Below are 21,633 nucleotides of genomic sequence, written 5' to 3' on the forward strand. Positions count from 1 at the left end.
GACATCTTCTCACTTTCTTCAAGCCTAATTTGCAATTTTTTTCGCGTTTAATCATTTTTTAACCGATTTTCTGCTTTTTTAAGCAAATCGCGCTTAAAAAACCATTCCACCAACTCATTTAAGCCAAATTCTATCTATGTTACGGTTCTTTACTTCACCCCACCAAATACTTAAAAACGCCTTACATTCGATAAGATGCCTCAATAATATTTGTTACAAGGTGGTCATTTCGGCAAACTGTTTAGCAAATTGGTCGACTTTATTCCAATCTGTGTATTCAATCACTGGTTTAGTAATATCAGTGTCACCTTTTCCTAACCACATAATGAAGCGAATCATATTACGATCGAACCAATTATATTTGGGATAATAAAGCGCCCCCGCAAACACCGCTTTTAATGTGGGCTGCCATTTAATGCTTGCTAAAAACTTTCGTGTATATAAATTGGTCTCTGGTGTATTTTTATGTGGCTTACGTGCAACGACATTAACCCCAAAAAAACCACTAGGCATTTGATTTAGTCTTTGAGTATTCTCATCAATAAACGTTTTAATCAGTTTACTATAATAGCCATAGCGAATTGATGTACCAATAATAACAGCTTGGTAAGATGATAAATCAATCGATGATTGTTTATTTAACTCAACTAAATCACATTCACATTGTGCGCCAAGTTGGAACTGAATGCGTTTCATTATTTTTTCAGTTTGATGTTCGTGAGTGGTGTACAGTAATAGTAGTTTCATATTAACTCTTAAAATGAATTGAATAACCTAACTAAATAAACGATTGCTCGTAACACAATATGCTATTTTATAGTCGCAGACATAAAGACAAAATATGGTATTCAAAGCGTGCCTGATTATGACTTCCAAAACACGGGTGTAAAAATAACAAGTAATGTAAAGATCTCTAGTCGACCAAATAGCATATCAACAATCATTACCCATTTAACCAGATCGCTGACATTATTAAAGCTATCACTGGCTTCGCCAATACCTATCCCTAAGTTATTTAATGATGATGAAACGATGTAGAAAGCATCCATGGCACTCACCCCACTTGCCATCACAATAAATAAGCTGACTAAAAAGACTAATGCGTAAGCAGAAAAAAAGCCCCAAACCGATTCAATAATACGTTCTGGTAAGACGCGGTTATTCAATTTTAAACTATATATTGCATTAGGATGAACCAAACGTTTTAACTCACGCGACCCCTGCATAAATAAAAGTAAAACACGGACGACTTTCATGCCGCCACCAGTTGAACCCGCACAACCACCAATAAATGATGCACATAGTAATAAAATCGGTAATACTGGCGGCCAGCTACTCATCGTATCAACTGAAAATCCAGTTGTAGATGCCGTTGACACAACTTGCAAAACAATTTTATCAATCGACGTTTCAAAACCACTCACTCCACCCCAGACATAAATAAGTACAATGCTAATAACCATCAATGCACCAAGGATCATTAAAAATGTACGGAATTCTTGATCCCGGAAATAATGCTTAATTGAAAACTGACTAAAACTGATAAAGTGTAAACCAAAATTACAACCAGAGAGAATTAAGAAAAATGTAATAATGTAATTAATCACTGCATTATCAAAATAAGCAAGGCTATTATCATGGGTTGAAAATCCCCCCATTGAAATGGTTGAAAAACTATGGGATATGGCATCAAACAAGTTCATGCCAGCAAGCCATAAACACAATGCACAGACGACAGTGAGAATAATGTAAATTGACCACAATGTTTTAGCCGTTTGCGCAATACGTGGACGCATTTTGTTATCTTTTTGCGGACCGGGGATCTCGGCACGATAAAGCTGCATCCCCCCCACACCTAACAGCGGTAAAATAGCCACAGCTAATACAATGATCCCCATCCCACCTAGCCACTGTAAGAGCTGCCGATAAAATAATAATGCTTTTGGCAGTGTATCAAGATGAATAATACTGGTTGCGCCAGTTGTTGTTAAACCAGAAAACGATTCAAAAAACGCCGTAGTTAAATTTAGATTGAGGTGATTATCAAAAATAAACGGAAACGAGCCAATCGTACCTAAAACGACCCAAAACAATACAACAATTAAAAATCCTTCACGGGTACTTAATTCACTTTTTTGTTTTCGGTTAGGCAACCATAAAACAATACCTAAAATGAGAGCAACCACGAATGATTGAATAAAAATGGTACCACCACCATCACGGTAAATGAGCGCAACTAATGCGGGTATAAGCATAAATACTGATAATAGGGTAATCAGTAAACCAACAATACGAATAATTGAGCGCCAATGCATCATGATGGTATCTCTTTAAGTTCCTATTTAAAGCCTTTATGAGCTTTAATTAAATCATATGCTGCTTGAATTTCTTGAGCGCGTTTTTTTGCGGCTTCCAACATCTCTTTTGGTAATCCTTTTGAAACTAACTTATCGGGATGATGTTCATTCATTAATTTACGATATGCGCGTTTAATCGTGGTATTATCGGCATTAGGATCGACGCCTAAAATACGATAAGCATTGTCAATATCACTTTGTGCCGATTGACGTTGGTATGATCCCTGATGATACCCACCTTGTTGTCTGTTTTGATTATATTGCTGATATTGTTGACCACGCTGAAATTGATAGCTTGCCATCATCATCTGAATATACATTGCCATTTGCGCTCGCGGGATATGAAAAGCCTGGGCAACACTATACAGAATTTGTTCTTCTTTTTGATGCAATGTACCGTCACTAATCGCAGCCTGAATCAGCTGTTCACAAAAGATATTAAGCACCTTTTTTCGATACCGATATTGGGTATACAGTTCATTTAACCGTTCTTGTAATGGATAATTGGCAGATTTACCACGATTAAATGAGTCTTGTGCTAATTTGCGTTTTTCGCTGTCAAGTTGCAAACGATCCATAAACTGGGAAGCAATATTAATATCATCTTGTGTGACTTGGCCTTTGGCTTTACTTAAATGACCTAATACTTCAAATGCAACAGTTAAAAATAGTGTTGGGCTCGGCTGGTTAGTTCGCATTGGTGCAATATTATTAAAGGCACGATAGAGCATCGGCCCAATAAATAATCCGAGTAAAAATCCCCAACCACTTTTTAATAAAAAGGATAAAGCAATACCTGTCACGATTGCCCAAATAAATGACATATTTACAACCTCTGGCCTAATCTTATAAATTTCATTAAACGTATACGCTATTCATCAATCTCAATACGATCGATACGTTGTAATCCTCTTGGCAGAAGGGTACCTTTACGACCTCTTTCTGCTCTAAATTTCTGCAAATCAATCGCTTTTAACGTTAATTTTCGTTTACCAACATAAAGCGTGATCGACGAGTCAACGGTAATTAGCATCATATAAGACAAGTAGTCTTCATGTTTTTCAGCTTGAGCGCTTTGAATCGAGATAATCTTATTACCTTTACCTTTTGATAACTCAGGTAAATCCTTCACAGGGAAAACTAACATTCTGCCGGCATGCGTAATAGCAAGCAATAGCGATTCGTCATCATTGATTTCAATTAACGGCATCACTTTGGCATTTTTAGGTAATGTAATAATCGCTTTACCATTGCGGTTACGCGCAATCAGATCGGCAAAGGTACAGATAAATCCATAACCAGCATCTGATGCCATTAAGATTTTCTGTTCATCACTTGCCGTCATTATCAGGTGTTCGACTTGCGCACCGGCAGGTAATGTCAATTTGCCGGTTAACGGTTCGCCTTGTCCTCGAGCTGAAGGTAAGGATGTCGGTTCAACAGCATAACTTCGTCCTGTCGAATCAACAAAGATAACCGGTTGATTACTTTTACCTTTAGCTGACGCTTTATAGTTATCACCAGCTTTATAGCTAAGTGATGTCGGATCAATATCATGCCCCTTGGCACTTCGCACCCATCCCATTTCAGATAGAACAATCGTTATAGGTTCAGATGGGGTTAACTCTTGCTCTGTAATCGCTTTAGCCTCAGCACGTTCAACAATCGGGGAACGTCTGTCATCACCGTATTTTTCAACATCGGCGATTAACTCTTTTTTAATCAAACTATTGAGTTTACGGCTTGATGCTAAAATAGCTTGCAGCTGATCTCGCTCTTTCACAAGTTCGGCTTGTTCAGCATTAATTTTAACTTCTTCAAGTTTAGCTAAATGACGAAGTTTTAATTCTAAAATGGCTTCAGCTTGAATTTCTGTCAACGAAAAGCGTTTTATTAACGCCTCTTTAGGCTCATCTTCATAGCGAATAATATGAATAACTTCATCAATATTTAAAAAGGCAACCAATAAACCTTCTAAAATATGTAAGCGTTTAAGCACTTTATCTAAACGGTAATTTAAACGTCTTGTAACCGTTTCACGTCGATATTCAAGCCATTCTGTCAGTATCGTCAATAAACCTTTTACAGACGGTTTGTGATCAAGACCGATCATGTTCAAATTCACACGATAGCTTTTTTCTAAGTCAGTGGTTGCAAAAAGATGATTCATCACTTGTTCTGGATCAACACGATTTGAACGAGGTACAAGCACTAATCGTGTCGGATTTTCATGATCGGATTCGTCACGCAAATCTTCAATCAGAGGCAGTTTTTTAGCCCGCATTTGAGACGCTATTTGCTCAAGAATTTTTGCACCTGAAACTTGATGAGGAAGATCAGTAATCACAATATCGCCATCTTCTTTATTCCAGACCGCTCGCATACGGATTGAACCACGACCTGTTTCGTAAATTTTGGCAATATCGGCTGGCAACGTAATAATTTCAGCAGATGTCGGATAATCAGGCCCTTTAATGTGCGCCATGACATCGTCAAGTGAACTCTGCGGATTATCAAGTAACATGATTGCTGCATTAGCGACTTCACGAATATTGTGTGGCGGAATATCAGTTGCCATCCCCACGGCAATACCCGTTGTACCATTTAATAGAATATTAGGTAAACGTGCAGGTAACATTTTAGGTTCTTGCAAAGTACCATCAAAGTTAGGCACATAATCAACTGTACCTTGACCTAGTTCGCCTAGTAACAGCTCAGCATACTTGGATAAACGCGACTCGGTATAACGCATGGCTGCAAATGATTTAGGATCATCGGGAGCCCCCCAGTTACCTTGACCATCCACTAAAGGATAGCGATATGAGAAAGGTTGCGCCATCAGTACCATTGCCTCGTAACATGCGCTATCACCATGCGGATGATATTTACCTAAAACATCACCGACTGTACGGGCTGATTTTTTATATTTTGCTTGTGCATTAAGGCCCAATTCAGACATTGCATAGACGATACGCCGTTGTACCGGTTTTAAGCCATCACCGATAAATGGTAACGCCCGATCCATAATGACATACATCGAATAATTTAAATACGCACTTTCAGTAAACGTCTGTAGAGACTGTGCTTCTACGCCATCATGCGTTATTTCACTCATTTTTATTCCTTGGTTCTTCTTAATGAAAAGAAACTAATCAAACAATCCAATCTTAAATTTCAAGCTCAACTTGATCGCCTTTATTTTGTAACCATTCTCGGCGATCTTCAGCGCGTTTTTTCGCCAATAACATGTCCATGATAGCCATCGTTTGTTCATCATCATCTAATTTTAATTGGACTAATCTACGCGTGTTTGGATCCATTGTGGTTTCCCTTAATTGCAATGGATTCATCTCACCAAGACCTTTAAAACGCTGTACGTTTGGTTTACCTTTTTTACGTTTAAGCTGTTCCAAAATACCGGCTTTTTCTTCTTCATCTAGTGCATAGTAAACTTCTTTACCTAAGTCAATTCGATACAGTGGCGGCATAGCAACATAAATATGCCCTTGTATGACTAATGATTTAAAATGGCGGACAAACAGCGCACATAATAAAGTAGCAATGTGTAAACCATCCGAGTCGGCATCCGCCAAAATACAAATTTTACCATAACGTAACTGACTTAAATCATCGCTGTCAGGATCCATACCAATTGCGACTGAAATATCATGAATTTCTTGTGAGCCAAGCACTTCATCAGATGAGACTTCCCAAGTGTTTAGGATTTTACCTTTTAGTGGCATGATCGCTTGTGTTTGGCGATCACGTGCTTGTTTTGCCGATCCTCCCGCAGAATCCCCTTCCACCAAAAACAATTCGGTTCTGGCCAAATCTTGAGACGAGCAGTCCGCCAATTTACCAGGTAAAGCAGGCCCACTCGTTAATTTTTTACGAATAACTTTTTTTGATGCTCTAAGCCTTTTTTGTGCACTCGAAATGACCATTTCAGCCAATAATTCTGCAGTTTGCACATTCTGATTAAGCCATAAACTAAATGCATCTTTTACAATAGCTGACACAAAAGCTGCGGATTGGCGTGAAGACAAACGTTCTTTGGTTTGACCAGCAAACTGTGGTTCTTGCATTTTAACCGACAACACATAAGCACAACGTTCCCAAATATCATCAGCAGTCAGTTTTAACCCCCTTGGCAATAAATTATGGAATTCACAAAATTCGCGCATCGCATCAAGTAAACCCTGCCTGAGTCCATTAACATGCGTGCCACCTTGCACGGTTGGAATTAAGTTAACATAGCTTTCAGTTAATAACTCACCACCTTCAGGTAACCATAATAATGCCCATTCAACAGCTTCTGTTTCCCCGGTGTGTTCGCCGGTAAAAGGTGCTTGGGGTAATAGTGTGTAACCACTTACTGATTCAATTAAATAATCCGTTAAACCAGCTTCATAACACCACTTTTGTTCTGTTTTATTCACCTTATCTTTAAAGATAATTTCAAGACCTGGGCAAAGCACCGCTTTTGCTTTTAATAAATGCTCAAGTCGTGGTACCGAAAATTTAGGTGAGTCAAAATACTTTTCTTCAGGCCAAAAACGGACTTTGGTTCCTGTATTACGTCGACCACATGTCCCTGTTACATGCAAATCTTCAACTTTATGCCCCTGTTCAAAAGCAATTTCGTATATTTGCCCATCACGATTGACGGTCACTTCTACGCGTTTAGATAATGCATTAACAACTGAAATACCAACACCATGTAAGCCACCAGAAAACTGGTAATTTTTATTAGAAAACTTGCCACCCGCATGTAAACGACAAAGTAATAACTCGATGGCAGGAACACCCTCTTCTGGATGAATATCAACAGGCATTCCTCGCCCATCATCAATCACTTCTAATGATTGATCTTCATGTAATATCACTTGAATATGCTTAGCATGGCCGGCGATCGCCTCATCCACGCTGTTATCAATAACTTCTTGTCCTAAATGATTTGGACGGGCTGTATCGGTATACATACCGGGACGATGCCTAACTGGATCGAGGCCTTTTAAGACTTCGATATCGGTTGCATTGTAACTTGATTGTGTCATAACATTACTTCATAGAGACCAAAAATTGCATGTATTATACTGCAATTGTAGGAAAATGCGATCAGAGGATAAGGCTTTACATTTTGACGACAGAAACCGCTAACGTTTGCAGTATACTAATGACGTTACATCTCGATGATGTGATATAACGATAACAAGTCATATAGTAGAGGCCATATATTTAAACGCCATCATGGCTTCACCCGCTGATAGCATATGTTTAATGCAGCAGAAGAAAACGGCTTCAGTGTGACCAAACCATACTCGTTGCATAACTGACAATCGTACTGCAATTAATTGAAATCTTTATCCAAATTTTTCAACATCTCAATAATCGTACGATTCGCATCAGGAAATTCATCGGCATTAAGCTCTTCCTCATCCACCCAACGGCTTGGTTGTCCTTCTGCCGCAAAGGGTTCTCCATCCCACTCTTCGATAAGATAGGCGTGAATGGTTAATGCGCGATCGTTATATTGATGTTGTACCGTTTTTAAAAATTTTGCTTTGTGAATGTGAATATCGATTTCTTCAGCAATTTCGCGTTGAAGTGTTTCAAAGGGAGTTTCATTCGGCTCGATTTTACCGCCAGGGAATTCCCAGAATCCGGCTAAGTGAGAGCTTTCACCTCGTTGGGTAATAAAAATTTTACCATCATGTGAACGAACAATACCGACCGCAATCTCAACTTTTTTCATGATTTGTTATTGGTTTCTTCTTTATTGTTAGGATGCCATAACAGTGACTGTTATGGCATAAATATGTTGAAAAAAACATCATGACGGCATGATACTAAACTTTGCCGTTATTGAACAGCCCCATGGCAATGTTTAAACTTTTTACCTGAACCACATGGACACGGATCATTACGTCCAACTTTTGCCTGAGCTCGTACAATCGGCTGTGCTGTCGCAGTCTCATCTTCAAGTGAGTCCATTTCATCATGACTTAGCGTCTGTTGTTGGGCTAGTTTGGCCATTTCTTCTTGTCTTTGACGTTCAGCTTCATCAACTTCTTCTTGTGAGCGGATACGGACACGACTTAATACCCCAATCACATCATATTTAAGTGACTCTAGCATATTTGCAAACATATTAAAGGATTCACGTTTATACTCTTGTTTAGGATCCTTTTGCGCATAACCACGTAAGTGAATGCCTTGACGTAAATAATCCATTGCGGCCAAATGATCTTTCCATAATGTATCAAGTGTTTGTAACATAACGCTCTTTTCAAAATTACGGAAGGCTTCACTGCCTACTGATGCTTCTTTAGCATGATAGGTTTCGGTCGCAATTTGCAAAATTCGCTCACGCAATGTTTCTTCATGTAAATTAGGTTCATCATCTAGCCATTGTTTAACCGGTAATTCAAGATCAAAGTCTTTTTTCAAGGCAGCTTCAAGACCATCAATATCCCACATTTCTTCAATAGATTGTGGTGGAATATATTGATCAATTAACGTATTAAACACATCACCACGGATGGAATCAATCGTCTCTTTAATATCATGGTTATCGAGGAGATCATTACGTTGACCATAAATTGCACGGCGCTGATCATTGGCAACATCATCAAATTCAAGTAATTGCTTACGAATATCAAAGTTACGACTTTCGACCTTTTTCTGTGCATTGGCAATGGCTTTCGTTACCCATGGATGTTCAATTGCTTCACCATCTTTCATGCCTAATTTACGCATCATGCCACTGACACGATCAGACGCAAAAATACGCATCAATGGGTCTTCAAGTGATAAGTAAAAGCGCGATGCACCTGGATCACCTTGACGACCTGCACGACCTCGTAACTGATTATCGATACGACGCGATTCATGCCTTTCTGTACCTAAAATATACAATCCACCGAGTTCGATGATTTCTTCATGGCGTTTTTGCCAATCTTGTTTCACATGTTCAATTTGTTCGGGAGTAGGGGATTCTAGTTTCGAGATCTCCATCTGCCAATTGCCGCCTAACATAATATCTGTACCACGACCCGCCATGTTGGTTGCGATAGTCACCGCACCTTTTCGCCCTGCATCGGCAATGATTTCAGCCTCTTGAGCATGGAATTTTGCATTTAACACGCTATGTTTAATGCCGGCTTGCTTTAAAAAGTGAGAAACCAGTTCTGATTTTTCAATTGATGCCGTACCAACTAACACCGGTTGCCCACGTGAGACACACTCTTTAACATCCGCCACAATCGCATCGATTTTTTCTTTTTCAGTCATATAGACTAAATCAGGATGATCTTTACGCACCATCGGTTTATTCGTTGGTACAACAATAGTATCAAGGCCATAAATTTGGTTGAATTCAAATGCTTCAGTATCAGCAGTACCCGTCATCCCCGCTAATTTTTGGTATAAACGGAAATAATTTTGGAACGTAATTGATGCTAATGTTTGGTTTTCATTCTGAATTTTAGCTCCTTCTTTGGCCTCTACGGCTTGGTGTAAGCCATCTGACCAACGACGCCCTTCCATTGTTCGACCTGTATGCTCATCAACGATAATCACTTCACCGTTTTTCACAATATAATCGACATCCCGATGGAACAAGTGATGTGCACGTAATGCGGCATTAACATGATGCATCAACACAATATTATTCGGTGCATATAACGATTCTTCACCCTTCATAATGCCTTCACGAATCAACAGTTCTTCAACTTTAACTAAACCTCGCTCAGTTAAATTGACTTGGCGTGACTTTTCATCAATTGAGAAATCACCATCACCTTGGAACTCATCACTGTCTTCTTTTTCTTGACGCGTTAAATACGGGATAATTTTATTAATGCTGACATAACGTTCCGAACTATCTTCTGCTGGACCTGAGATGATTAACGGTGTTCTAGCCTCATCAATTAAAATGGAGTCAACCTCATCGACTAATGCATAGTTTAACGGGCGTTGCACGCGCGACTCTTTATTAAACACCATATTGTCACGTAAATAGTCAAAACCATATTCGTTATTAGTCCCATAGGTAATATCAGCATTGTAGGCTTCGCGTTTAACAGGGGCAGGTAAGTTGGGTAAATTGATACCAACAGTTAACCCTAAAAATTCAAATAATGGTCGATTATTTTCAGCATCGCGCTGCGCTAAGTAGTCATTGACGGTTACGACATGAACCCCCTGCCCAGTTAGCGCATTAAGGTAAGCAGGCAACGTTGCAGTTAATGTTTTACCCTCACCCGTACGCATTTCAGCAATACAGCGATCATTTAGGACCATACCACCAATTAACTGCACATCAAAATGACGCATCCCAAACACGCGTTTGCTGGCTTCTCGCACTACAGCAAAAGCTTCTTCTAACAGTGAGTCTAAACTTTTACCATCGGCAACGCGTTGCTTAAATTCGGCTGTTTTTGCTCTTAGTTCTTCATCAGATAAGCGTTCCATTGCTGGCTCTAATGCATTAATACGCTCCACACGTTTACGCATAATTTTTAAAACACGCTCGTTACGGCTACCAAATACTTTCGTTAATAATTTTAATAACATACAATTCTCTTTTTTATTCAAATATGAAATAAATCACGTTTAATCAATGATTGTTTTAATTCAGAATATGTTTCATCATCAAGCTACAACGCATAGGTTAAAGTGATGAATACAATTAATTGGCTTTGCTTTAAGATTAAGCAAATAAAGAAAATGGCCCAGCTCTAATGCCATTATTCGGTGTTAATCGAATAACGGGAATCGATGCTTGATATTGAATCGAGGAAAGCGGTGTATCAAGAACCATCTGCTGCTGATTATCAACAACGATGACAACTTGCATTTGGCGATCAGATTGGAGTTCTTGCAAATTAACCATGACTGCCGCAATGGTAATAATATTTGCAGGTTGTTGGCTAGCGGGTAGGCCACTTTGTACAGATAAACTCAATGCAGCTGCAACCACACCAAATAAGAGGTGTGGTAAAGCCATTTTTATCGCGAAGCGTTTACTCAGTTTATGCCAATAATCCATCGTCATGATCATTTATAAGATAATTTTACTGTTTAATATTGATCGTATTAGTGTGATATCACAAGCTAACGTATTAAATTGCCGAATATATTAACGTATTTTTTACTTTTTGGCATGTTTTCTTTTTTATCTGACTTTTTAACCAATCAAATATCTTCGTTTAAATAAGCGTTATTGTGCTTTTTTCGTTAAATTATTATCATAGCCTATAATTATAGTGTAAAAAAACAGACTATCCTTGATAGACCAATTTTATCGATTGATGTAAAACATTATCCATAAGATATGTTAAAATTAATCTCAATACTCATTACATATAGAATATATTATGACTAGCAAGCCACAACCAAGTAAAGATAACCTAATATGGATCGACCTCGAAATGACAGGTCTTGATCCGAATCGGGATCGCATTATCGAAATTGCCACGATAATTACCGATTCTAATCTCAACATTTTAGCTGAAGGTCCTGTGTTCGCAATATCACAACCGACCAGTCAGCTTGCATTAATGGATGAGTGGAATGTGACGACTCACACTCGCACAGGTCTACTTGAACGCGTTAAAAAAAGCGAGATTCATGAACAACAAGCCGAACAACAGACAATTGATTTTATTTCGCAATGGGTACCTGAAAACTGTTCACCGATTTGTGGTAACACCATTGGCCAAGACCGCCGTTTTTTGTTCAATTATATGCCAAATTTAGAAAAATATTTTCATTATCGCTATTTAGATGTCAGTACCGTTAAAGAATTGGCTCGGCGTTGGAAACCTGAAATTTTATCGGGTTTAACGAAACAAGGCACTCACCAAGCCATTGATGATATCAAAGATTCAATTGCAGAACTTGCTTACTACCGGACACATTTTTTTAAAGAGTAACGACCATGCAACGACTTTACACTTGTTTACTGTATCTCATTCAACCGTTAGTTTGGCTAAGATTGCTGTGGCGTGGTCGTAAAGCGCCAGCTTACCGAAAACGGTGGCTTGAAAGATATGGATTTTGTCATGGAAAAGTCAAGGCACATGGCATACTCATTCACAGTGTATCGGTCGGTGAAACGATCGCTGCCATCCCGTTAATAAAAGCGTTACAGCATCGCTACCCGCACCTTCCTATTACCGTCACGACCATGACGCCAACAGGTTCACAGCAAGTGGTTAAGTCGTTAGGAAATACCGTAAGCCATGTCTATTTGCCGTATGATTTACCTGGTTCAATCCGTCGTTTTCTTAAGCAATTACAACCTAAACTTGTCATTATCATGGAAACAGAGCTATGGCCAAATCTCATTACTGCCTTATATCAACGCCATATTCCATTGGTTATCGCTAATGCTCGGCTATCTGAACGCTCTGCCAAAAGATATGCTAAATTAGGAAACGCAATCAGGCGACTAATGCCTCAAATCACCCATATCGCAGCACAGAATCAATTTGACGCACAACGCTTTATCGATTTAGGTTTACCACAGGATCATATTACCGTGACCGGTAGCATAAAATTTGATATTCATTTGAGTGAGCAGCAACAGCAAAGCATTGCCGATCTCAAAGCAGCATGGTTATCACAAAGACCGGTATGGATAGCCGCCAGTACTCATCATGGTGAAGATGACATTATTTTAATGGCGCATAAGCATTTACTCAAAAATTATCCCGATTTACTGCTGATTTTAGTACCACGTCACCCTGAACGTTTTGCCAGTGTTGAAAAACTGATTAATGATTATGGCTTAACTTACCAATTACGAAGTGAAAACCACGTGCCCACACCACAAACCCAAATTATTTTGGGCAATACCATGGGGGAACTGATTGTACTCTATGGCATGGCTGATATTGCCTTTGTTGGCGGAAGCTTAGTTGAACGTGGCGGCCATAACCCTCTTGAACCGGCTCTTCATCATTTACCGATCATTATGGGTGAACATACGTTTAATTTTAACGTCATATGCGAGCAATTAGTCCAAGCAAACGGGCTGTGGGTTACTCAAGCAACTAAAGACGATTTATCACAAAAAATAAGTCAACTACTCCAAGATAAGATACAGAGAAAAAGAGTGGGTGAAAATGCATTTTTAGTACTCAAACATAATCAAGGTGCATTAGATCGTTTACTCACCGTCATCGATAACCCATTATCTTAAATTAAGGACATAACAGCGTGACAACAAAACAAGGTTTATTGATTGTTAATTTAGGAACACCGAGCCAGGCAACTGATCGCGCAATAAAATGTTATTTAGGCGAATTTTTACGAGATCGTCATGTCGTCGATTTAAACCCATTCATTTGGTTACCCATTCTCTACGGTATTGTCATACCAAAACGCCTGAAATATATTACTCAGCATTATCAAGAAATTTGGCTGAATAATAAATCCCCCTTGCTTTACTACAGCGAGCTGTTAACTGAAAAACTGCAAACCGCTTACCCTCAAGTACAATGTGAGCTTGCAATGACCTATGGTGAGCCAAGTTTGAATAATGCGTTAAATAAGCTAAAATCTTGTGAGACAATTCATGTGCTTAGCCTATACCCACAGTACTCAACCACGACCACATTGGCCGTCATAGATAGTATAAAAAAAATCACAAAACCGTGGAGTCATCCCCCTAAATTCAATTATTTATATGATTACGCAGATCACCCTGCCTATATTTCAGCACTCGCTCAACAGATAGATCAAAGCATTTGTATTAATCAACCCGATACATTACTGTTGTCATATCATGGTATCCCGATAAGTTATATCAAAAAACGCCAGGATGAATATGTCGAGCGTTGTGAACTGACGTCGCAACATTTAAAACAACAACTCGAACGTCATTATCCTAAGCTTAATATATTAATGACGTATCAATCTCGTTTTGGTAAAAGCCCTTGGACGGAGCCTAACACCAGTGATGTCCTTGTCGAATTAGCTAAACAACAACGATCCGTTGCCGTTGTTTGCCCTGGGTTTGCGGTAGATTGCATTGAAACGTTGCATGAAATTGACATTGAAAACCGTGAATTATTTATGCAGCATGGTGGTCAACAATTCAGTTATATCCCAGCGCTCAATGCAAGTGATGCACAGCTTGAACTACAAAAACAGATCGTGAATGATTTATTGACACAAACAGAATAGCGATTCTGGTTGAACATTTCATCATTGCTTTGAGCCATCTGGTAAAAATAAACGAGAGGAAAACAAATGACTCTTTTTTTATTCTCTTTAGCTTTAGGCCTTATCCTTGCAACCATTGATATCATCCCGATGATGATAAAAAAATGCCCTCAGTATACGATTTATGCTTCATTTTTCCATTTTATTGTCGCAACGGCGGTCATTGTTAATATCCATATTGATTTTATTCCGTGGTGGTTATTAGGGGGTATTTTAGGATTATGTTTAATGCTACCCATGCTGATTCATGTTGCTCAACACGATAGACGCGCATTACCTATTATTGCTTTAAATGCTATTTTATTCGGTTCCCTCGCTAAAATAAGTGCACACCTATTGATGTCTTGATCGTGATGTAAATGATTATTTAGCCATAAAAAGGATAACGTAAACCCGGTTATCCTTTTATAGTCAGAATAATCTGAGACGTATAGCGATTTAATAACGTAGTTATTTTAATTCAGCACGAACAAGCTCAACAAAATAAGCCACACCCGTCGTAAGAATCTCATCATTAAAATTAAATTGTGGATGGTGTAAATTTGCGCCCTTACCCGCTCCCAACCAAATATAAGCCCCTGGTATTGCTTGTAACATAAAAGCGAAATCCTCCGATCCCATTGAAGGTTCGACCTCAGCATGCACGTTTTTTGCTCCAACGATTTTTGTCGCAATATTCACTGCAATATCGGTTTGCTCAGCATGATTGACTGTTGCAGGATATCGTCGTTCGTAACGGACATCGGCTGTTGCATTAAAGGTTGATGCGACACCATTAGCAATGTCATGAATGCGTGTTTCAGCTAAATCCTGCACATCGGGTTTAAATGTACGTACCGTACCGCGAATAATCGCTTCTTGAGGAAGCACATTCCACGTATCACCACTGTGAATTTGTGTCACACTCACGACAATTGAATCAAGTGGATTCACATTACGACTTGCAATCGTTTGCAATGCACTCACAACTTGGGTTGCCGTCACAATAGTATCAAAGCCCAAATGAGGCGCGGCGGCATGAGAGCCTTTACCTGTTATTTTAATTTCAAAAATATCATAGGCAGCCATCAGTGGGCCTTTACGAATAAAAAATTCGCCCAGTGGCATATTGGGTTGATTATGCATACCGTACACGGATTCAATCGGAAAATGTTTGAATAACCCCTTTTCGACCATGACCCTGCCTCCGCCTTCGTTCTCTTCTGCAGGTTGAAAGATAACAACCACCGTACCTGCAAAATCGCGATGTGTTGCTAAATACTTTGCCGCACCAAGCAACATTGAGGTATGCCCATCATGACCACATGCATGCATCTTACCGCTGATTTTTGAACAATAATCTAGGTTATTTTGTTCAATAATATCTAACGCATCAATATCCGCACGTAGTCCAATCCATTTACCTGGTTTATTTCCTTTAATAATACCGACTACACCGGTAGGCGCAAATTCAGTATAGAGCTCGTCAATGCCAAATGATTTGAGCTTTTCGATAATAAATTGTGTGGTCTGCTGTTCTTCAAAAGCGGTCTCAGGATAGCTATGTATATGTTGACGCCAAGCGGTCATCTCTGGTTTTAATGCAATAATATTGGGGTCGATATGTTGTGTCATTTGATTTACCTCTATCCTTACTTTGTGCGGCATTACAATAGATAACTTACTGATTAAGTCAGTTATTTTGTATTACCCATAAAAGAAACATAAAAAAGTCAGTAATAACATTTAATGTACTTCATACATTACCATTAAACCACTATAGGTGAGATCGTTGCAAAAGAACAATGATATATTTGAATATATTTATAACTGTAGGTTATATCCTAATTTATTAAGCAAATTACAGAAAATTGACCATAAATGATGCTTTTTATTACTGTTTAAAAATTATTAAAACATTTGATTTAATAAATAATTTTTTATTAAATTTCATTAAAAATGCGGCACAGTTCAAATTTGTGAAAAACAAATTCAGCTACAATTAGCAGTAATTGTATTTTGAAATTTTAACTTTAAACTTAATAAGGAGCTTATATGAGAGCTGCAGTAATTAGGCAAGATTGTAATGGGCAAGTGGAACTAAAAGATGTGCCTGTCAGAGCACTTGAATCAGGCGAAGCGCTGGTCGAAGTTGAATATTGTGGCTTATGCCACACTGATTTACATGTTGCGGCCGGTGATTTTGGTAAAAAACCAGGCCGCGTCATTGGTCATGAAGGTGTCGGGATTGTGACTAAAATTGCCCCTGATGTCAAAAGCTTAAAAATTGGTGATCGCGTCAGTATAGCTTGGTTCCATGCAGGTTGCGGTGTTTGCGAATTTTGTATTTCAGGTAATGAAACATTTTGCCGTAGTGCGCTTAATTCTGGCTATAGCGTTGATGGTGGTATGGCTGAACAGTGTATAGTGAAAGCCGATTATGCAGTTAAAGTCCCTGATGGACTGGATCCTGCACAAGCAACTAGCGTAACGTGTGCTGGTGTAACGACATATAAAGGCATCAAAGTTGCCGATACAAAACCGGGCCAATGGCTTGCTGTATTTGGGATTGGTGGTTTAGGGACATTAGCCGTTGAATATGGTAAAAATGTGTTTAACAACAAAGTGGTAGCCATTAGTAACAGCGACAGTCAACTTGAATTGTGTAAAAAGTTAGGCGCAGATTTAGTGGTTAACCCTAAAAAAGTGGACGACGTTGGCGCGTATATTAAAGAACATACCGGTGGCGGTGTTCATGGTGCGGTGGTGACATCAGTAACCAAAACGGGATTTAATCAAGCGATCAATTCAGTCCGTCCGTTAGGTCGTGTCGTTGCTCTCGGTTTACCATCAGAAACAATGGACTTAAGTATTCCGAAAACGGTTCTTGATGGTATTCAAGTACTCGGTTCATTAGTGGGGACACGCGAAGACTTAGCTGAAGCATTCCGTTTTAGTGCCGAAGGTAAAGTGGTACCGATTGTTGAAAAACGCCCCTTTGATGACATCAATGAGATGATCGATGAAATGCGCGCAGGGAAAATCCAAGGACGTATGGTCGTTGATATGAAGATGAAAAAGAAAAATTAGCCAATACATTGGGTAACAAAGGGAAAGTTTATACTTTCCCTTTTGACTTAATCACCCTCGCTTAATAAAATAAGCATATTATTCATGCAATATTCAGTGTAAGCTAAGAATTCGTTGAAATCTTGATGAGTTGAATATGAGTAAATGGACAACCGGTTACATTAATCACATCACCCACTGGACGCCATCACTGTTTAGTTTAACGATTATGGCGGACATACAACCGTTTATCGCTGGACAATTCACACAACTATCTCTTGAAATTGATGGTCAACGAATTCAACGCCCTTATTCATTTGTCAACGCGCCAAACCAGAATACGTTTGAATTTTATATTACCACAATTGAACACGGTAAATTAACGCCTTATTTACAACAGTTGCAATCAGGTGACCAAATACAGATGACACATCAGTCAACGGGGTATTTTACTCTCAATGAAGTGCCTGATTGTGAGACATTATGGATGGTTGCAACGGGAACGGGTATTGCGCCTTATCTATCAATGTTACAACAAAAAACAGATTTGGCCCGCTTTAAACAGATTGTGTTGATCCATGCCGTACGTTATAGACAAGATTTGTGTTATTTGCCACTCATGCAACAATTACAACGCTTTTACCAAGGTAAACTTTCTATACAAACCGTTATTAGCCGTGAATCATATCCGAATTCCCTTTATGGACGGGTGCCACAATTAATCGCAAATGGGCTGTTAGAACAAACCATCGGTATACCAATCAGTGCTGAACAGAGTCATATCATGTTATGTGGCAACCCTGCAATGGTTAACGATACAATCAGTGCATTAAAACAACGCGGTTTATCAAAACATTTGCGTCGAAAACCTGGCCATATTACGAGTGAACGGTATTGGTAATAGGCCCGATACAAATTGACCGAATTTGATATAAAAAACAACTTTTTGCCAGTTTTATAATGAAAAATACTTTATGTGTTACTGTTAGGTTGCAACTTGTAATGAATTAAATTTACCTTAGGTTAACCCTATAGCTGGCAAGAGAGGATTCACTCGTATCATGCATGATACTCGCCCTATGGACATCACTTCGTGTTGTGCAAATCGTTCCGACGATTTGTCGACCTCCTTCGGAGGCTCTCATCCTGATGAATTTTAGGTATAAAAAAACCGACTTACGTCGGTTTCTTTTAAATTGGTCGGCGAGAGAGGATTCGAACCTCCGACCCACTGGTCCCAAACCAGTTGCGCTACCAAGCTGCGCTACTCGCCGTTAGGATGCGCATAATACTGCGCAAATCACTTGCTGTCAAGGGTTGTTGAAAAATTATCTTACGGTTAATGGTGCAGGTTGTTTGCCTATTCGCTCATAAAACGCATGAACAAACGCTTCATAACAATTATCTGCAATGGCTTGCCTAATCTGTGCCATTAAGCGTTGGTAGTAGCGAAGATTATGTATTGTGTTTAATCTCGCTCCTAGAATCTCACCACACTTGTCTAAATGATGTAAGTACGATTTAGTGTAATTTTTACAGGTATAACAATCACATTCAGGGTCAAGTGGTGACGTGTCATCACGATATTTAGCATTACGGATTTTAATCACGCCATCTGTCACAAATAAATGACCATTACGCGCATTACGTGTTGGCATAACGCAGTCAAACATATCGACACCACGGCGAACGCCTTCCACTAAATCCTCTGGTTTACCCACCCCCATTAAATAACGAGGTTTATCGGTCGGTAGCTGTGGGCAAGTTCCCTCTAAAATGCGGTGCATATCTTGTTTGGGTTCGCCTACGGCTAAGCCGCCGATAGCATAACCATCAAACCCAATTTCAGTTAAGCCTTTGACCGAAATATCACGTAACTCTTGATGAACGCCACCTTGCACAATACCAAATAGTGCATTGTTATTGTTTAGTTCATCAAAACGTACTCGGCTACGTTTTGCCCAGCGTAATGACATCTCCATCGAACGTTTAACATAATCCCATTCAGCGGGATACGGTGCACATTCGTCAAAGATCATGACAATATCTGATCCCAAATCATCTTGGATTTCCATTGAAATTTCAGGTGATAAAAAGATGGAATCACCATTAATCGGATTACGAAAGTGTACCCCTTCTTCTTTAATTTTTCGGATATCACCGAGACTAAAGACCTGAAAGCCACCAGAGTCAGTCAAAATTGGCGCTGGCCATTGCATAAAATCATGCAAATCACCGTGCTTACGCATCACATCTTGTCCGGGTCTTAGCCATAAATGAAATGTATTCCCTAATAAAATTTGCGCCCCCGTTGCTGCAACTTCTTCTGGGGTCATTCCCTTAACCGTACCATAAGTACCAACGGGCATAAATGCCGGTGTTTCAACCGTATATTCTACACCACGACGATCAAACTTCATTCGACCACGACGTGCCAATCCATCTGTATTATCTAATTCAAATTTCATACTATTATCATAACCTCTCGCCACCAAATAAACAGTTTGGCGCAGTATTTATTACTTTATGGTGTAAGGAATCCAAACACCACCCATTATTTTGGGCGCTATCATAACATAGCAATCACTCTAAATAAAAAGATGTTATAGGCATCACGATCAGTAAACAAATCCAATATACAATTAATAACATAAAAAATCCCCTTACTGTCTTATTAGTAAGGGGATATTCATCAATCTTGTAAGCGATATAAATGTAATGTTTTATCTTAATTACATATCGCGTTTACAACGAGCACCTAAATAACCAAACACCGCACTCACTACGGCACCGATAAGCAGTGCAAAAAAGGCCATCAATGCCGATTTAGCAATCGCATTTGTCACCTTATCAGCTTGTACTTTTGCGTCTTCAACCATCTGTTTAGTTTCAGCTTTAAGTTGCATTAACTGATGTTGTGTATCGTTTAAGGCTTGTTTCGCGGCTGTGATACTATCTTGATATTTTTGGATGAAGCCATCAACAGTTTTAGTTGCTTCATCTTTTGACATGTCTGTGTTATTCACTAAAGCATTGATTGCTGCATTTTTATCAATCCCTTTGCTCATAGTATCCACACGTTTGTTCAACTTATCCATCAAATTATTAAAAATGGCATCATAGTTATTTGGATTCGCTTTAAGCTGACGTAATGCAGTTTGTATATCTGATTTTGTATTCGCCATTTGTTGATCTAAATATTGAGGTTGAAGTGTTTCAACTTCGGTATCACGTAATAATTGATCCACTTTGTTTTTGGCTTGATCTCTATCAAAATCAATATGTTTATCCAATTGTCTCGCTACATTACTGGTTAAATCAGCAATGCCACTACCAATTGATGAACTCATATTTGCCGTCACAGAACCCGCAGTGCTGACACCTGCACCAACAGCACTACCAACCATTTTGACTGCTGTACCAACAATCATACCACTAACAAGTGTTGCACAAATCAATGATACCGACCAAACAAGAAAACCATGAACCATTCCAGCACGCATCGCAAGCTTACCACCAACAAAACCACCACATGCTAAACTGACGATCACAATCACTGCTGACCAGATGCCAAACGATGTACCAAAGCCAGATAAAGGATCATTCGATAATGGTTCGATAAGACTAAATCCCATTGCTGTTCCTAAAGTTGCAAGTAGCATAGCGACGGCTAAAACTGTGACGACACCGGCTATAATGCTTCCCCATGATGCTTTTTGCTGATACTGATTAATATTAGTTGTGACCATTTGAACCCCTTAACGACTCATTAATAAAATTGATACAATTCCTATGTGATGAAATAGGTTTGTTCGTTTGGTACATGAATGTGTATTTGCACAAAATATGCGTTAATTTTTTTAAACAAAACAGTTTAAATGATAATTCCAAACCAGAATTACTTTTTAAGAGTGTCATGAAAAATATTATATTTCAAATATTTAAGTTTAATTTAAACCAATTGAATTGATAGTTAAATATTAAACGGCTTTCG

General features: G+C 39.0%; 17 protein-coding genes and 1 tRNA gene. 6 read left to right on the forward strand and 12 right to left on the reverse strand.

Annotation, left to right across the window (positions count from 1 at the left end; genetic code table 11):
- Nucleotides 1-213: 213 nt before the first annotated feature.
- The 8 genes from hemG to ABEA36_RS12655 all read right to left on the reverse strand — a co-directional run bounded on the left by hemG (nucleotide 214) and on the right by ABEA36_RS12655 (nucleotide 11,409).
- Complete coding sequence (gene hemG, locus ABEA36_RS12620) at nucleotides 214-747, reverse strand: menaquinone-dependent protoporphyrinogen IX dehydrogenase (protein ID WP_345492708.1); 534 nt, start codon at nucleotides 745-747, stop codon at nucleotides 214-216.
- Between the two features lie 116 nt (nucleotides 748-863).
- A complete protein-coding gene (locus ABEA36_RS12625; RefSeq protein WP_345492753.1) occupies nucleotides 864-2,315 on the reverse strand; it encodes a TrkH family potassium uptake protein in 1,452 nt (483 codons plus the stop codon).
- Between the two features lie 23 nt (nucleotides 2,316-2,338).
- Entirely contained in the window at nucleotides 2,339-3,181 is an 843-nt protein-coding gene (djlA, locus tag ABEA36_RS12630) for a co-chaperone DjlA (RefSeq protein WP_345492709.1), read from the reverse strand.
- A gap of 47 nt (nucleotides 3,182-3,228) precedes the next feature.
- Nucleotides 3,229-5,472 carry a DNA topoisomerase IV subunit A gene (gene parC / locus ABEA36_RS12635; protein ID WP_345492710.1) on the reverse strand — a complete coding sequence of 748 codons (2,244 nt, stop codon included), beginning with the start codon at nucleotides 5,470-5,472 and terminating at the stop codon, nucleotides 3,229-3,231.
- Nucleotides 5,473-5,524: 52 nt separating this feature from the next.
- Entirely contained in the window at nucleotides 5,525-7,414 is a 1,890-nt protein-coding gene (parE, locus tag ABEA36_RS12640) for a DNA topoisomerase IV subunit B (protein ID WP_345492711.1), read from the reverse strand.
- Between the two features lie 293 nt (nucleotides 7,415-7,707).
- The gene (mutT, locus tag ABEA36_RS12645; RefSeq protein ID WP_345492712.1) at nucleotides 7,708-8,112 is read right to left on the reverse strand and encodes an 8-oxo-dGTP diphosphatase MutT; all 405 of its coding nucleotides are present in this window, start codon (nucleotides 8,110-8,112) and stop codon (nucleotides 7,708-7,710) included.
- Between the two features lie 107 nt (nucleotides 8,113-8,219).
- Nucleotides 8,220-10,934 carry a preprotein translocase subunit SecA gene (secA, locus tag ABEA36_RS12650; RefSeq protein ID WP_345492713.1) on the reverse strand — a complete coding sequence of 905 codons (2,715 nt, stop codon included), beginning with the start codon at nucleotides 10,932-10,934 and terminating at the stop codon, nucleotides 8,220-8,222.
- Between the two features lie 136 nt (nucleotides 10,935-11,070).
- On the reverse strand, nucleotides 11,071-11,409 hold the full coding sequence (locus ABEA36_RS12655; protein WP_345492714.1) for a hypothetical protein: 339 nt from the start codon (nucleotides 11,407-11,409) through the stop codon (nucleotides 11,071-11,073).
- 328 nt (nucleotides 11,410-11,737) lie between these two features.
- Between ABEA36_RS12655 and orn the strand changes: the two genes are divergently transcribed.
- The 4 genes from orn (at nucleotide 11,738) to ABEA36_RS12675 (ending at nucleotide 14,939) form a co-directional block, all read left to right on the forward strand.
- Nucleotides 11,738-12,295 (forward strand): oligoribonuclease, encoded by a 558-nt coding sequence (gene orn / locus ABEA36_RS12660; protein ID WP_345492715.1) that lies wholly within the window; start codon nucleotides 11,738-11,740, stop codon nucleotides 12,293-12,295.
- A gap of 5 nt (nucleotides 12,296-12,300) precedes the next feature.
- Nucleotides 12,301-13,566 (forward strand): lipid IV(A) 3-deoxy-D-manno-octulosonic acid transferase, encoded by a 1,266-nt coding sequence (gene waaA, locus ABEA36_RS12665; RefSeq protein WP_345492717.1) that lies wholly within the window; start codon nucleotides 12,301-12,303, stop codon nucleotides 13,564-13,566.
- A gap of 17 nt (nucleotides 13,567-13,583) precedes the next feature.
- Complete coding sequence (gene hemH, locus ABEA36_RS12670) at nucleotides 13,584-14,552, forward strand: ferrochelatase (RefSeq protein ID WP_345492718.1); 969 nt, start codon at nucleotides 13,584-13,586, stop codon at nucleotides 14,550-14,552.
- Between the two features lie 66 nt (nucleotides 14,553-14,618).
- Nucleotides 14,619-14,939, forward strand: a complete 321-nt coding sequence (locus tag ABEA36_RS12675) for a hypothetical protein (protein WP_345492719.1) — start codon at nucleotides 14,619-14,621, stop codon at nucleotides 14,937-14,939.
- A 102-nt stretch (nucleotides 14,940-15,041) separates the two neighbouring features.
- On the opposite strand, the gene ABEA36_RS12680 is transcribed toward ABEA36_RS12675, so the two are convergent.
- Complete coding sequence (locus ABEA36_RS12680) at nucleotides 15,042-16,205, reverse strand: M20 aminoacylase family protein (RefSeq protein ID WP_345492720.1); 1,164 nt, start codon at nucleotides 16,203-16,205, stop codon at nucleotides 15,042-15,044.
- A 420-nt stretch (nucleotides 16,206-16,625) separates the two neighbouring features.
- Between ABEA36_RS12680 and adhP the strand changes: the two genes are divergently transcribed.
- Both adhP and ABEA36_RS12690 read left to right on the forward strand, forming a co-directional pair.
- Complete coding sequence (adhP, locus tag ABEA36_RS12685) at nucleotides 16,626-17,660, forward strand: alcohol dehydrogenase AdhP (RefSeq protein ID WP_345492721.1); 1,035 nt, start codon at nucleotides 16,626-16,628, stop codon at nucleotides 17,658-17,660.
- Between the two features lie 136 nt (nucleotides 17,661-17,796).
- Nucleotides 17,797-18,540: an FAD-binding oxidoreductase gene (locus tag ABEA36_RS12690; protein WP_345492722.1), complete on the forward strand. Its 744-nt coding sequence runs from the start codon at nucleotides 17,797-17,799 to the stop codon at nucleotides 18,538-18,540.
- Nucleotides 18,541-18,836: 296 nt separating this feature from the next.
- Here the strand turns inward: ABEA36_RS12690 and ABEA36_RS12695 are convergent.
- From ABEA36_RS12695 to ABEA36_RS12705, 3 genes are all read right to left on the reverse strand, one after another.
- Nucleotides 18,837-18,913: transfer RNA gene (locus tag ABEA36_RS12695), tRNA-Pro, on the reverse strand.
- A gap of 54 nt (nucleotides 18,914-18,967) precedes the next feature.
- Nucleotides 18,968-20,107 carry a tRNA guanosine(34) transglycosylase Tgt gene (gene tgt, locus ABEA36_RS12700; protein WP_345492723.1) on the reverse strand — a complete coding sequence of 380 codons (1,140 nt, stop codon included), beginning with the start codon at nucleotides 20,105-20,107 and terminating at the stop codon, nucleotides 18,968-18,970.
- A gap of 264 nt (nucleotides 20,108-20,371) precedes the next feature.
- Entirely contained in the window at nucleotides 20,372-21,388 is a 1,017-nt protein-coding gene (locus tag ABEA36_RS12705; RefSeq protein WP_345492724.1) for a CAP-Gly protein, read from the reverse strand.
- Nucleotides 21,389-21,633 lie beyond the last annotated feature (245 nt).

Source organism: Orbus sasakiae (assembly GCF_039542345.1).
GTDB lineage: Bacteria > Pseudomonadota > Gammaproteobacteria > Enterobacterales > Orbaceae > Orbus > Orbus sasakiae.

What these genes read in the sequence shown, in the direction of transcription:
- hemG (WP_345492708.1), bottom strand. Translation starts at nt 747, where the DNA reads ATGAAACTACTATTACTGTACACCACTCACGAACATCAAACTGAAAAA.
- ABEA36_RS12625 (WP_345492753.1), bottom strand. Translation starts at nt 2,315, where the DNA reads ATGCATTGGCGCTCAATTATTCGTATTGTTGGTTTACTGATTACCCTA.
- djlA (WP_345492709.1), bottom strand. Translation starts at nt 3,181, where the DNA reads ATGTCATTTATTTGGGCAATCGTGACAGGTATTGCTTTATCCTTTTTA.
- parC (WP_345492710.1), bottom strand. Translation starts at nt 5,472, where the DNA reads ATGAGTGAAATAACGCATGATGGCGTAGAAGCACAGTCTCTACAGACG.
- parE (WP_345492711.1), bottom strand. Translation starts at nt 7,414, where the DNA reads ATGACACAATCAAGTTACAATGCAACCGATATCGAAGTCTTAAAAGGC.
- mutT (WP_345492712.1), bottom strand. Translation starts at nt 8,112, where the DNA reads ATGAAAAAAGTTGAGATTGCGGTCGGTATTGTTCGTTCACATGATGGT.
- secA (WP_345492713.1), bottom strand. Translation starts at nt 10,934, where the DNA reads ATGTTATTAAAATTATTAACGAAAGTATTTGGTAGCCGTAACGAGCGT.
- ABEA36_RS12655 (WP_345492714.1), bottom strand. Translation starts at nt 11,409, where the DNA reads ATGGATTATTGGCATAAACTGAGTAAACGCTTCGCGATAAAAATGGCT.
- orn (WP_345492715.1), top strand. Translation starts at nt 11,738, where the DNA reads ATGACTAGCAAGCCACAACCAAGTAAAGATAACCTAATATGGATCGAC.
- waaA (WP_345492717.1), top strand. Translation starts at nt 12,301, where the DNA reads ATGCAACGACTTTACACTTGTTTACTGTATCTCATTCAACCGTTAGTT.
- ABEA36_RS12675 (WP_345492719.1), top strand. Translation starts at nt 14,619, where the DNA reads ATGACTCTTTTTTTATTCTCTTTAGCTTTAGGCCTTATCCTTGCAACC.
- ABEA36_RS12680 (WP_345492720.1), bottom strand. Translation starts at nt 16,205, where the DNA reads ATGACACAACATATCGACCCCAATATTATTGCATTAAAACCAGAGATG.
- adhP (WP_345492721.1), top strand. Translation starts at nt 16,626, where the DNA reads ATGAGAGCTGCAGTAATTAGGCAAGATTGTAATGGGCAAGTGGAACTA.
- ABEA36_RS12690 (WP_345492722.1), top strand. Translation starts at nt 17,797, where the DNA reads ATGAGTAAATGGACAACCGGTTACATTAATCACATCACCCACTGGACG.
- tgt (WP_345492723.1), bottom strand. Translation starts at nt 20,107, where the DNA reads ATGAAATTTGAATTAGATAATACAGATGGATTGGCACGTCGTGGTCGA.
- ABEA36_RS12705 (WP_345492724.1), bottom strand. Translation starts at nt 21,388, where the DNA reads ATGGTCACAACTAATATTAATCAGTATCAGCAAAAAGCATCATGGGGA.